Raw genomic sequence first — 12401 nt, forward strand, 5'->3', positions numbered from 1 at the left:
GCACACCGGCGGAGGTGTCCACCTCGCACACCACGCCCGCGGACAGGGACCCGGCCACCGGAGCCGCCACCCACTCCAGCGCGAACAGGCTGTCGGCGGTCCGGGTGAGCCCGCCCGGGGTCATCGGCCGCAGGGTGAGGGAGGCGATGGTGACCACCGGGAGGCTGGCTTCGTCGGTGGCGGTCAGTGCGACCGCGTCCTCGCCGGCCGGGGTCAGCCGGACGCGCAGGGTGCGGGCGCCGGTGGCGTGCAGGGCGACGTCACGCCAGGCGAAGGGCAGCCGGGCCTCGCCGCTGTCGGGGAGCAGGCTGCCCACGCCGGCCGCCTGGAGGGCGGCGTCGAGGAGGGCGGGGTGGAGGCCGAAGCGGCCGGCGGCCTCCTGCTGGTCGCGGTCGAGGCCGACCTCGGCGTACACCTCGTCGCCGAGCCGCCAGGCCGCCCGCAGCCCCTGGAACGCGGGCCCGTAGGCGAATCCGGAGTCGGCCAGGCGGGTGTAGAAGGGGTCCAGGTCGACGGCTTCGGCTCCGGCGGGGGGCCAGGTCTCGCCGGGGCGGGGGTCGGTGGCGGTGGGGGCGGCCGGGGCGAGGACGCCCTCGGCGTGCCGGGTCCAGGTGCCCTCGTCGTGGCGGGCGTACGCGGTGACCGTGCGCCGGCCGTCCGGGTCGGCGGGGCCCACGGCGAGCTGGACCTGGACGCCGCCCCGCTCGGGCAGCACCAGCGGGGCCTCCAGCGTCAGTTCCTCCAGCAGGCCGCAGCCGACCTGGTCGCCGGCCCGGACGGCGAGCTCCACGAAGGCGGTGCCGGGCAGCAGGACCGTGCCGGCCACCGCGTGGTCGGCCAGCCAGGGCTGCGCGGACAGTGACAGGCGGCCGGTGAACAGGAGGTCGTCGGAGGCGGCGACCGTCACCATCGCGCCGAGCAGGGGGTGCCCGGCCGCGTCCAGGCCCGCGGAGGTGACGTCGCCGGCCCCGCTCCCGCCCTGCAGCCAGTACCGCTCGCGCTGGAAGGCGTAGGTGGGCAGGTCGACCCGCCGGGCGCCGGGGAACAGGGCGTCCCAGTCCACGGCGACGCCCTGGGTGTGGGCCTCGGCGACGGCCCTGGTGAAGGCGGCCGGCTCGGGCTGGTCGCGGCGCAGGGCGGTGCTCCAGCGGATGCCGGCGTCCTCGTCGAGGCAGTTCTGCCCCATGGCGGTGAGGACTCCGTCGGGGCCGAGTTCCACGAAGGTGGTGACGCCGTGGTCCGCGAGGGTGCGGACGCCGTCGTGGAAGCGCACCGTCTGGCGGACGTGGCGCACCCAGTACTCGGGGGAGCCGAGCTCCTCGGCGGTGGCGACGCGGCCGGTCACGTTGGAGACGACGGGGATGGCGGGCGGGCGGAAGGCCAGTCGGGCGACGACGCCGCGGAACCGGTCGAGCATCGGTTCCATCAGCAGGGAGTGGAAGGCGTGGCTGACCTTGAGCCGCTTGGTGCGGTGGCCGGCGGCGGCGAGGTGCGCGGCGGCGTCCAGTACGGCGGTCTCGGTGCCGGAGATGACCACGGACTCCGGTCCGTTGACGGCGGCGATGTCGGCGCCGGGGGTGAGGAGCGCGCGGACCTCTTCCTCGGCCGCTTCCACGGCGACCATGGCGCCGCCCTCGGGCAGCGACTGCATGAGCCGGCCGCGGGCGGCGACGAGGGCGGCCGCGTCGGAGAGCGGGAGCATGCCCGACACGTGTGCGGCGACGAGTTCGCCCACCGAGTGGCCGAGGAGGAAGTCGGGGCGCAGGCCGTGGCTCTCGGCGAGGCGGAAGAGGGCCACTTCGAGGGCGAAGAGGCCGGCCTGGGTGTACTCGGTGCGGTCGAGCAGCGGGGAGCCGTCGAAGACGACGTCGCGTACGGGGGTGTCGAAGTAGCGGTCGAGGTGGGCGCAGGCCTGGTCGAAGGCTTCGGCGAAGACGGGGTACGCGGCGTGCAGCTCCCGTCCCATGCCGGGGCGTTGTGAGCCCTGGCCGGTGAACAGGAACGCGGTGCGGGGGTCGGGGCGGGCGGTGCCGTGGACCAGGTTCTCGGCGGGCGCGCCGTCGGACAGGGCCCGCAGGCCGGCGCGGAGCTCGTCGGCGGTGGCGCCGAGGACCACGGCGCGGTGGCCGAGGGCGGCGCGGGCGGTGGCGAGGGTGTGGCCGGTGTGGGTCGGGGGGGTGTCGGCGGTGGGGCCGGTGGTGGTGTGGTCCAGCAGGCGGCGGGCCTGGGCGCGCAGCGCTTCGGGGCTGCGCGCCGAGAGGGGCCAGGCGACGACCGGGGGGAGCGGGGCCGGGGTGGCCTCCGGCTCCGCGTCGGGGGTGGTCGGCTCGGGCTGTTCGAGGATCAGGTGGGCGTTGGTGCCGCTGATGCCGAAGGAGGACACCGCGGCGCGGCGGGGTGCTCCGGTCCGCGGCCAGTCGGTGTTCTCGGTGAGCAGGGAGACCGCTCCGGCGCTCCAGTCGACGTGCGGGGTGGGCTCGTCGACGTGGAGGGTCTTGGGGAGGACGCCGTGGCGCATCGCCTCGACCATCTTGATGACGCCTGCGACGCCGGCGGCGGCCTGGGTGTGGCCGAGGTTGGACTTGACGGAGCCGAGCAGCAGCGGCCGGTCGTCGGGGGTGCGGTCCTGGCCGTAGGTGGCGAGCAGGGCCTGGGCCTCGATGGGGTCGCCGAGGGTGGTGCCGGTGCCGTGGGCTTCCACAGCGTCGACGTCGCGCGCGGTGAGGCGGGCCTGTTCCAGGGCCTGGCGGATGACGCGCTGCTGGGAGGGGCCGTTGGGGACGGTGAGGCCGCTGCTGGCGCCGTCCTGGTTGACGGCGGAGCCGCGGATGACGGCGAGGACGGGGTGGCCGTGGCGGCGGGCGTCGGAGAGCCGTTCCAGCAGGAGGAGGCCGGCGCCCTCGCCCCAGCCGGTGCCGTCGGCGGCGGCGGCGAAGGGCTTGCAGCGGCCGTCGGGGGCCAGGCCGCGCTGCTGGCTGAAGTCGACGAAGAGGTCGGGGTTGGCCATGACGGTGACCCCGCCGGCGAGGGCCATCGTGCATTCGCCCTGGCGCAGTGCCTGGGCGGCCAGGTGGAGGGCGACGAGGGAGGAGGAGCAGGCCGTGTCGATGGTGACGGCGGGGCCTTCCAGGCCGAGGACGTAGGAGAGCCGGCCGGAGGCGACGCTGGCGGCGTTGCCGCTGCCGAGGTACACCTCGACGCCTTCGGGCAGGTCGCGGGGGCCGGTGGCGTAGTCGTGGTGCATGACGCCGGCGAAGACGCCGGTGCGGCTGCCGCGCAGGGAGGTGGGGTCGAGGCCGGCGCGTTCGAAGGCCTCCCAGGCGGTTTCCAGGAGGAGCCGCTGCTGGGGGTCCATGGCGAGGGCCTCGCGCGGGGAGATCCCGAAGAAGCCGGCGTCGAAGTCGGCGGCGCCGGTGAGGAAGCCGCCGTCGCGGACGTAGCTGGTGCCCTGGTGGTCGGGGTCGGGGTGGTAGACGGCGTCGAGGTCCCAGCCGCGGTCGGCCGGGAAGCCGGCCACGGCGTCGCGGCCCTCGGCGACGAGCTGCCACAGTTCCTCGGGGGAGCTGACGCCGCCGGGGTAGCGGCAGCTCATCGACACGATCGCGATCGGTTCGGGCTCTTCGGCGGACCGCAGCCGCTCCCGGGTCTGGTGGAGTTCGGCCGTCATCCACCGGAGGTGGTCGAGCATCTTTTCTTCGTTTGTCATGACGTACCGAAACTCCCGTTGATCAGGTCGAAGAGGCTGCCCCCGGCGGCGGACCGGGCGGGGTGGCCGTCAGCGTCGCGACTGCCCCACGTACTGCTCGGCGAAGTCGGTCGCCGCGGCAGTGGAGCCGGTCAGGTGTTCGAAGCGCGCCCGGCGCAGGCCCCGGTCGAAGGGTGTGCCGCCCGGGCCGGTGTGCAGCAGGTCGGTCATCCACCGGGAGAACTCCTGGCCGAGCCAGGCCCGGCGCAGGGCGGTGGCCGAGTACGCGTCGAGGGCGTCGCGCCGTCCGGTGCCGTACCAGACGGCGAGGGCTCCGGCGAGGAGTTCGGCGTCGGCGACGGCCAGGTTCAGTCCCTTCGCGGCGCTGGGCGGGACGATGTGGGCCGCGTCGCCAAGGAGGAAGAGCCGTCCGTGCTGCATGGGTTCGCAGATGAAGCTGCGCAGCGGGACGAGGGTGCGTTCCAGCACGGGGCCGGTGGGCAGGGCTCCGCTGCCGCCCGCGAGGCGCAGGTCGAGCTCGGCCCAGATCTCCTCGTCGGAGCGGGTGCCGGCGCTCTCGCCGGGCGGGACCTGGAGGTAGAGGCGGCTGACGGTGCTCGACCGCATGCTCTGGAGGGCGAAGCCGCGCTCGCCGGTGGCGTAGACGAGTTCGGGGGACATGGGCGGGGCGGCGGCGAGGACGCCGAGCCAGGCGTAGGGGTAGGTGTGGGTGCTGGTGGTGAGGGAGGCGGCGGGCACGGCGGTGCGGCTGACTCCGTGGAAGCCGTCGCAGCCCGCGACGAAGTCGCAGGTGATCTCGGCGGGGCGGCCGTCGAGGGTGCAGGTGACGGTCGCGCCGTCGCCGGCGAGCCGGTCGACCCGGACGTCGTCGACGTCGAAGTGGAGTGCTCCGCCGGTGGCGGTGCGGGCGGCGATGAGGTCCTTGACGACCTCCTGCTGTCCGTACATCCACACGGACTGGCCGGTGAGCTTGGTGAAGGGCAGGCGGTAGACGTCCCCTTCGAGGCGCAGTTCGAAGCCTTCGTGGACCAGGCCCTCCCGGTCGAGGCGTCCGGCGGCGCCGGCCCGGCGCAGGGCTTCGACGGTGCCCTGTTCCAGGAGGCCGGCCCGGACGCGGCGTTCCACGTGGTCGCGGCCGCGGCGTTCGAGGACGACGCAGTCGATGCCGTTCAGTTCGAGGAGCCGCGCCAGCAGCAGGCCGGCGGGGCCGGCGCCGATGACGCAGACCGGGGTGTGGATCCGCAGGGGGGCCGGGGTCACGGGCTCACCGTTCCGGCCGGGTCGACGTGGACGGTGGCGGTGAGGGGGAGGTCCGCGGAGGAGCGGCCCACGGAGACGGTGCGCGGGCCGGCGGCGACGGTCCAGGCGCCGGTGCCGGCGTTCCAGTACTCGAAGCGGCGGGCGTCGAGGACGATCTCCACGACGGTGGACGCTCCGGGCTCCAGGTGGGCGGTGGCGTAGCCGGCGAGGGCCTTGGGGGCCTGGGGGGCGGTGACGTCGGGGCTGCTGCCGAGGTAGACCTGGACGGTTTCGCGGCCGGCCCGCTCGCCGGTGTTGCGCAGGGTGCAGGAGACCTTCAGTTCGCGGCCCCGGGCGGTGAGGCGGAGGTCCTCGTAGCCGAAGGTGGTGTAGCTGAGGCCGTGGCCGAAGGGGAACAGGGGGGCGACCGCGTGCTCGTCGTGCCAGCGGTAGCCGACGAAGATGCCTTCCTGGTACTCGACGCGGCCGTCGACGCCGGGGTAGCGCAGGGGGTCTCCGGCGACCGAGGTGTGGTCGGCGTCCACGGGGAAGCTCTGGGTGAGCTTGCCGCTGGGGTTGGCGTCGCCGAACAGGAGGGCGTCGGTGGCCTCGGCGCCCATCTCGCCGGGGTACCAGATGTCCAGGACGCCGGCGACGTCGTCCAGCCAGGGCATCGTCGGGGAGGAGCCGGTGTTGAGGACGACCACGGTGTTGGGGTTGGCCTTGGCGACGGCGGAGATCAGGGTGTCCTGGAGGCCGGGCAGGGCGAGCGCGGGGCGGTCGATGAGCTCGGCGAGCTCGTCGTAGGCGAAGACGATCGCGGCCCGTGCGCCGCGGGCGGCCTCGACGGCCTCCTCGATGTCGGCCTGTGCCTGCTGCGGGGTGACCCAGCCGAGGGTGAGGTGGACGGGGTTGTTGGGCATCGGCAGGGCGGAGAGGACCAGCTTGTAGGTGCCGGGGAGGAGGTCGACGGTGAGGCCGGCGGTGTCGCCGAAGGAGCTGCCGGCGAAGACGCGGGGGTGGCCTTCGAGGTCGATGGCCGCGTAGCCGCCGAGCGCGGTGACGGCGATGCGGTAGCGGCCCTCCGTCTCGATGGTCAGTTCGCCTTCGTAGAAGTAGTCGGGCTCGGTGGAGGGGCCGGCCGGGACCTCGCCCTCGCGGAAGGCGGGGACGAGCGCCGACTCGGGGATGGGGCGGCCGGCCGGGTCCTCGCCGATGCGGAACTCGACGGCGTCGTCGCCGAGACGGGTGCGCAGGACCTCCAGCGGGGTGGCGGCGTGCTCCGGGACGACGAGGGCGCTGCCGACGCCGGCGGTCTTGGGGACGGTGGCGGACCGTCCGATGACGGCGAGGCCGTGCGCGGCGGGGCCCGGCTCGGTGAGCTTGTCGGCGGAGAGCGGCAGGACGTTGCGGGGGTTGTGCAGGAGCACCGAGCCGGCGGTGGCCACTTCCAGGGCCAGGGCCCGGCCGCGCTCGGGGTCGCGGGCGGTCTCGGGGCGGGGGGTGCCGGTGTCGAGGAGGCCGAAGCGGGCCATCTGGCCGACGATGCGGGCGACGGCGCGGTCCAGGACGGCCTCGTCGATGCGGCCGTCGGCGATGGCCTCGCGCAGCGGCTCGCCGAGGTGGGCGCCGTCGGGCATCTCCTGGTCGAGGCCGCGCTCGATGGCGACGGTGTCGTGGACGGCGTCCCAGTCGGACATCACCCAGCCCTCGAAGCCCCATTCCTCGCGCAGGACGGTGTTCAGCAGGGTCTCGTTCTGGCAGCTGGGGTGGCCGTTGACGCCGTTGGTGGCGCCCATGAGCGCGCCGGCGCCGGCCTGGACGGCGGCCTCGAAGGCGGGGAACTCGATCTCGCGGAGGGTCCGTTCGTCGACGCGGGTGTCGACGGCCATCCGGTTCTCTTCCTGGTTGTTCGCCGCGAAGTGCTTCGGCATGGCGATGACGCCCTGGGACTGGATGCCGTTGATCACCGCGGTGCCGATGGCGGTGACCAGCAGCGGGTCCTCGCCGTACAGCTCGAAGTTGCGTCCGCCGAAGGGCTGGCGCAGCACGTTGATCATCGGGCCGATCAGGACGTCCTGGCGCTTGGCGCGGGCCTCGTGGCCGAGGTACTCGCCGTAGCGGGCGGCCAGTTCGTCGTCGAAGGTGCAGGACAGCGCGATGGGGGCGGGCAGCGCGGTGGTGGTCTTGCGCTTCATGCGGACGCCGGCCGGGCCGTCGGTCATGCGCAGTTCCGGGATGCCGAGGCGGGGGACGCCGGGGATGTAGCCGGACTGGCCGAGGGACTCGGGGTCGTCGGAGCCGTGGACGAACGAGAGCTTCTCGTCGAGGGTCATGGCCTGGACGAGCGCGGTCACGTCGACGGGGGTCTGCGGGGTCATCGCTGGTCACTTCCGGTTCGTTCGGGGGCGGGCTGGATGGTGTCCGGACGGGCCGGGAGCAGCGCGCGGGCGGGGGCGTTGGCCTTGAGGAGCATTTCGTCGTACTCGTCGTGGGGGTCGGAGCCGAGCACGATGGCGCCGCCGGCACCGATCCGCCAGCGCCCGTCGGTGAGGACCATGGTCCGGATGACGATGTTGAGGTCGGTGGTTCCGTTGCAGGAGAGGTAGCCGATGGCGCCGGAGTAGATGCCGCGGGCCCGGCCCTCCAGGGACTCGATGATCTCCAGGGTGCGCTGCTTGGGCGCGCCGGTCATCGAGCCGCCGGGGAAGCAGGCGCGGACGCAGTCGAGTGCGTCGTTGCCGTCCTTGAGGGTGCCGCGGATGGTGGAGACGAGCTGGTGGACGGTGGCGTAGCTCTCGGCGGCCATGAGGACGGGGACGTGGACCGAGCCGACCTCGCAGACGCGTCCGAGGTCGTTGCGCATCAGGTCGACGATCATCAGGTTCTCGGCGCGGGTCTTGGCGCTGGCGACCAGCTCGCGGCGGGAGCGCTCGTCCTCGGCGGGGGTGGCGCCGCGCGGGGCCGTGCCCTTGATCGGCTTGGCCTCGGCGACCCGGTCGGCGGTGATCTTGAGGAAGCGTTCCGGGGAGGAGCAGGCCACCTCGGTGCCGTCGAGCCGCAGGTAGGCGGCGTACGGTGCGGGGTTGGCCCGGCGCAGCCGGCGGTAGGCGGTGAAGCCGTCGTCGGCCGCGGGGAGCTCGGCGACGTTGGTCAGGCAGATCTCGTAGCTCTCGCCCGCGGTCAGGTACTCCTGGCTGCGCAGGACGTCCTGGACGTAGGCGTCGCGGTCCCGGGCGAGGCTGGGCTCCACGGACGTGCCGGGGCCGTCGGCGGGCGCGGCGGCCGGGGCCGCCGCGGGCTCCTGCCGGGCAAGGGCCGCGGCGGTGTCGGCGAGCCAGCGGGTGGCGCCGTCGGCGGTGGCCGGGTCGGTGCTGAGGGCGAGGAGGTAGGTGCGGCCCTCCTGGTGGTCGACGGCGAGGAACCGGTCCGCGAAGATCCAGACGGCGTCGGGGGTCGGGGCGGAGTACCGGTTCGGGGATCCGCAGTCGCCCTTCAGTTCGTAGCCGAAGTAGCCGACGTAGCCTCCGGTGAAGTCGAAGGGCAGCGGCGGGGCGTCGATGACCCGGCGGGCGAGTTCCCGCTGGAGGTAGTCGAAGACGGACTCCCGGTGGCCGGCCGGCGTGGCGGAGTCGACCTCGACGACGCCCTCGTCGACCCGGTAGCGGACGGTCTCGGCGAGCGGGCCGCGGGCGTCGCCCAGGAAGGAGAACCGGGACAGGCCGGGCTCCACGCGGGCGCTGTCGAGCCAGAAGGCGTGCCGGGATCCGGCGAAGAGCGAGGCGAACGCGCTCTCGGTGTCCACCGCGGTGTCCAGCTCGGCCACGTGCAGCGCGTAGTGCGTGCGGTCCCCGGCGCCGGCGGCGGGCCGGACCCGCGGCACGGGCGCGGCACCGGTACGGGCGGGGGCGGCGTCGGCGGGGGCGGTGGGGGCGGTGGGGGCGGGGGCGGTGGGCCGGACGCCCGTGCGCTCGGCGCGGTCGGCCAGCGTCAGGTCCCGGAAGTTGGCCAGCATCCGGCGGCCGTACTCGGTCTCGATGGACTCCGGGTGGAACTGCACGCCCCAGCGCGGCATCAGCCGGTGGCGCAGCGCCATGACGACGCCGTCCTCGGACCAGGCGGTGGCCTCCAGGTCGGAGGGCAGCGGCTGCGCCACGCACAGGGAGTGGTAGCGCACGGCGCCGAACTCCTCGGGGATGCCCGCGAAGAGCTCGTCCCCGTCGTGCCGCACCCGGGCGACCTCGCCGTGCACCGGCACGGGGGCGGGCACGACCTCGCCGCCCGCCCACACGGCGAGTCCCTGGTGCCCGAGGCAGACGCCGAGCACCGGGACGCTCGCCTTGACCAGGACGTCGCGGGAGACGCCGAAGTCACGGGAGCGGGCCGGGTGGCCGGGCCCGGGCGAGATCACGATGTTGTCGAAGCCGTCGAGGTCCAGGTCGGCGACGGCGACCGCGTCGTTGGCGATGACGACGGGCTCCTGACCGTTCACTTCGGCCAGCAGCTGGAAGAGGTTGTAGGTGTACGAGTCGTGGTTGTCGATGAGGAGGGTCCGCATGGGGCTCACCTGCTTCGCGAGGGGGTCAGCGGCCGGGACACCAGCCGGTCCAGGTGGCCCAGGGACTCGGCCGGCCGGTGTGCGGCGGCGAGGTGGGCCAGGTGGCCGTCGGGACGGACCAGGGCGATCAGCGGCTGCCTGCCGAACAGCGGGCCGATCGCGGTGCGCCCGGACGGCGACAGCCGTGCGAGGTCGTGGACGGGGACGCGGTCCGCGAGGACGCGGCGGGCGCCCTCCGCCACGGTCTGCCAGTCGGCGGCCGGCCGGCGGCCGGGCCAGAGCAGCGCGATGTGGTCCCGCTGGTCGAGTACGGGGGCCCCGGCGTGCTGCCGGGTCCGGTGGAAGAACGGCAGCCGGTCTCCGGGGCGGGCCCTGCGGTGCAGGGTCGAGCGCCACAGCGGTTCGTCCGTGGCCGCGTAGCCGAGGCCGACCTGGCTCATCAGGGGCGCCGCCACGTGCCGCAGGAGGCCGGTGCGGTGCGCCGCGGCCACCTTCAGGTCCCGCAGGCGGCGCTCGCGTGGGGTGGGGGCGCCGGACAGTTCCATCTCGGTGCGGATGACCGTACGGACCTGCTCGACGGCCTGGCGGCGTTCGGTGTCGTACGTGTCGACGATCCGCTCGTCCCAGACGCCGCGGACGACGCCGGCGAGCTTCCAGCCGAGGTTGAAGGCGTCCTGGAGGCCGAGGTTGAGGCCCTGTCCGCCGAGCGGGACCACCGAGTGGGCGGCGTCGCCGACCAGCACGACCCGGCCCTCGCGGAACCGTTCGGCGACACCCGGACGCGGGTGGTAGGTGCGGGTCCACAGGGGTTCGCCGAGCCGGTACGGCAGGCTGGTGCGCTCGTCGACCATCCGCTGCCAGTCCGCCAGCGGGCGGTCCGACCAGTCGGTTTCACCCGGGGCGACGATGGTGGCGAGCCGGCAGACGCCGTCGGGCAGGTGGACCAGCGGCAGCAGCCCGCTGTCGGCGTAGTGGTACTCGACGGTGGACACGCGCGGCCCGGTGACGGGGAAGTCCCCGAGCGCGATGCCCAGCGGGAAGGGCACGCCGGGGTAGGGGATGCCGAGGAGCCGGCGGGTGACGCTGCCCGCGCCGTCCGCGCCGATCAGCCAGTCGGCCACGGCCTGTTCGGTCCGGCCGTCGGCGTGCCGGAGCGTGGCGGTGGGGAGCGGGCCGGAGGTGTCGATCGCGGTCAGTTCGGTCCCGTACTCGATGGTGCCGCCGAGTTCGGCGAGGCGGCGGCGCAGCAGCACCTCCAGCTCGCTCTGGATGATGCCCAGGCCGTAGGGGCGGGCGGCGCCCAGCTTCGTCATCGGTACGGTGCCCAGCCGGCGTCCGCGGGAGAAGAAGCTGACGTCGTCGGCCCGGAACCCGCGGGAGACGAGCTCGTCGGCGATGCCGGTCTTCTCCAGGAGTTCCAGCACGCGGGGCCAGATCATCACGGCGCGGGAGTGCGGGTCGTACTCCTCCTGCGGGGGCTTGGCGTCGACGATCCGCACCGGCACCGACTGCTGGAGGAGGTCGCAGGCCAGCAGGGTGCCGACGGCTCCCGCTCCCACGATGAGGACGCTCTGCCCGGTCATATCGCGGCCGCCTTCGTCTGCGCGGCGGTGCCCGTGCCCGCCAGGTGTGCTTCGATCGCCCCGGCCGCGGCGGCGGCGCCGCCCGCGTCGCGGCTCAGCTTCCGGAAGCGGGCCGCGGCGTCGGCGGTGCCGGTATCGGCGCTCACGGTTTCCACGGCCGCCCGCAGGCGTTCCGCGGTGGCCTCGGCCGGGTCGAGGCGCAGGCCCAGGCCCAGCTCGACGACGCGGTCGGCGATGATCTCCTGCTCGACCATCTGCGGGACGACGACCATCGGCGTGCCGAAGGACAGGGCCTCCATCGTGCTGCCCATGCCGCCGTGCGTGACGAACGCGGCGGCCTGGCCGAGGACGGACAGCTGGGGCACGCTGCGGTGCACCTCGCAGTGCGGCGGCAGGGTGCCGAGGTCCGCCGGGTCGGCCTGCTGCCCGATGGACAGCACCAGGTGCAGGCCGCTGCCGGCGAACGCCTCCACACAGGTGCGGTAGAAGGAGGTGGCCCGGTTGAAGACCGTGCCGAGCGAGACGAAGACCATCGGGCGGTCCGGGTCCTCGCGGCGCCAGGTGCCCTCGGCCTCGCGGCCGCCCAGGCTGGGCCCGACGAAGCGGTAGTGCTCCCCGAACGTGTGCGCCTCGGGCTGGAACTCCCTGGGCAGGAAGGCCAGGTTGAGTTCCTCCTCGAAGTCCATGAACTCCTCGGCCCGGACCCCGTCCAGGCCGGCCTCACGGAGGAACTCGGCGAGGCGGGCGTCGAACTCCGCGCCGTTGGCCTCGTGGGAGGCGGAGCGGCCGGTGCGGGCCAGCATGGCGTCCATCAGCGCGTAGGAGCGGCTGGAGGCGAGGGAGGGGAAGAACTGCACGGCGCGCGCCCCCCACCTGCGGGCCAGGGCGCGCCCGGCGAACGGCACCGTGTTGTCGTACACGACGACGTCGGGACGGTCGGTGCCGACGAAGGACTCCGCCAGGGCGATCCGGTCCGCGCTGCCGTGCAGGAAGAACAGGGGCAGGGCGCTCAGGTCGTTCTCGGCGAAGGCGCGCGGCGACTGTCCGGGCGAGGTGGCGACGTCGTAGCGGCACACCTGCGCGCCGAGCCGGGTGAGCTGCTCCTCGAAGGCCCGGGTGGTGAAGTAGGTGACCCGGTGACCGCGCGAGACCAGCTCGGCGACGATGCCCAGGGTGGGCGACACGTGCCCGTGGGCGGCCACGCTGAAAAATGCGATGTGTGCCATCTGTTCCTCAGGGTGTGCGGTGGGGGACGAAGGGGGCGGGGGTGCGCGGTGCGCGCTGCCGGGCCGGCCGTGACGCTGCCGGGGACCGG

The 12401-nt window shown here is 74.4% G+C and carries 6 protein-coding genes; all 6 read right to left on the reverse strand.

Translation table 11 applies throughout. From position 1 onward, the window contains the following. The coding region (locus ACZ518_RS33080; protein ID WP_469116725.1) for a type I polyketide synthase at nucleotides 1–3706 on the reverse strand (3706 nt) is incomplete at its 3' end. A gap of 69 nt (nucleotides 3707–3775) precedes the next feature. Further along, nucleotides 3776–4966 (reverse strand): 4-hydroxybenzoate 3-monooxygenase, encoded by a 1191-nt coding sequence (locus tag ACZ518_RS33085; protein WP_469116726.1) that lies wholly within the window; start codon nucleotides 4964–4966, stop codon nucleotides 3776–3778. Continuing rightward, a complete protein-coding gene (locus ACZ518_RS33090) occupies nucleotides 4963–7326 on the reverse strand; it encodes a glycoside hydrolase family 3 protein (protein ID WP_469116727.1) in 2364 nt (787 codons plus the stop codon). Before ACZ518_RS33090 ends, ACZ518_RS33085 begins: the two co-directional genes overlap by 4 nt. Then, nucleotides 7323–9503, reverse strand: a complete 2181-nt coding sequence (gene pabB, locus ACZ518_RS33095) for an aminodeoxychorismate synthase component I (RefSeq protein ID WP_469116728.1) — start codon at nucleotides 9501–9503, stop codon at nucleotides 7323–7325. Before pabB ends, ACZ518_RS33090 begins: the two co-directional genes overlap by 4 nt. A gap of 5 nt (nucleotides 9504–9508) precedes the next feature. After that, nucleotides 9509–11086, reverse strand: a complete 1578-nt coding sequence (locus ACZ518_RS33100) for an FAD-dependent monooxygenase (RefSeq protein ID WP_469116729.1) — start codon at nucleotides 11084–11086, stop codon at nucleotides 9509–9511. Continuing rightward, the gene (locus ACZ518_RS33105) at nucleotides 11083–12312 is read right to left on the reverse strand and encodes a macrolide family glycosyltransferase (RefSeq protein ID WP_469116730.1); all 1230 of its coding nucleotides are present in this window, start codon (nucleotides 12310–12312) and stop codon (nucleotides 11083–11085) included. The genes ACZ518_RS33100 and ACZ518_RS33105 overlap by 4 nt, the downstream gene beginning before the upstream one ends. Nucleotides 12313–12401: the final 89 nt, after the last annotated feature.

The sequence above is a fragment of the Streptomyces sp. NPDC033966 genome (genome assembly GCF_055575955.1).

What these genes read in the sequence shown, in the direction of transcription:
- ACZ518_RS33090 (WP_469116727.1), bottom strand. Translation starts at nt 7,326, where the DNA reads ATGACCCCGCAGACCCCCGTCGACGTGACCGCGCTCGTCCAGGCCATG.
- pabB (WP_469116728.1), bottom strand. Translation starts at nt 9,503, where the DNA reads ATGCGGACCCTCCTCATCGACAACCACGACTCGTACACCTACAACCTC.
- ACZ518_RS33100 (WP_469116729.1), bottom strand. Translation starts at nt 11,086, where the DNA reads ATGACCGGGCAGAGCGTCCTCATCGTGGGAGCGGGAGCCGTCGGCACC.
- ACZ518_RS33105 (WP_469116730.1), bottom strand. Translation starts at nt 12,312, where the DNA reads ATGGCACACATCGCATTTTTCAGCGTGGCCGCCCACGGGCACGTGTCG.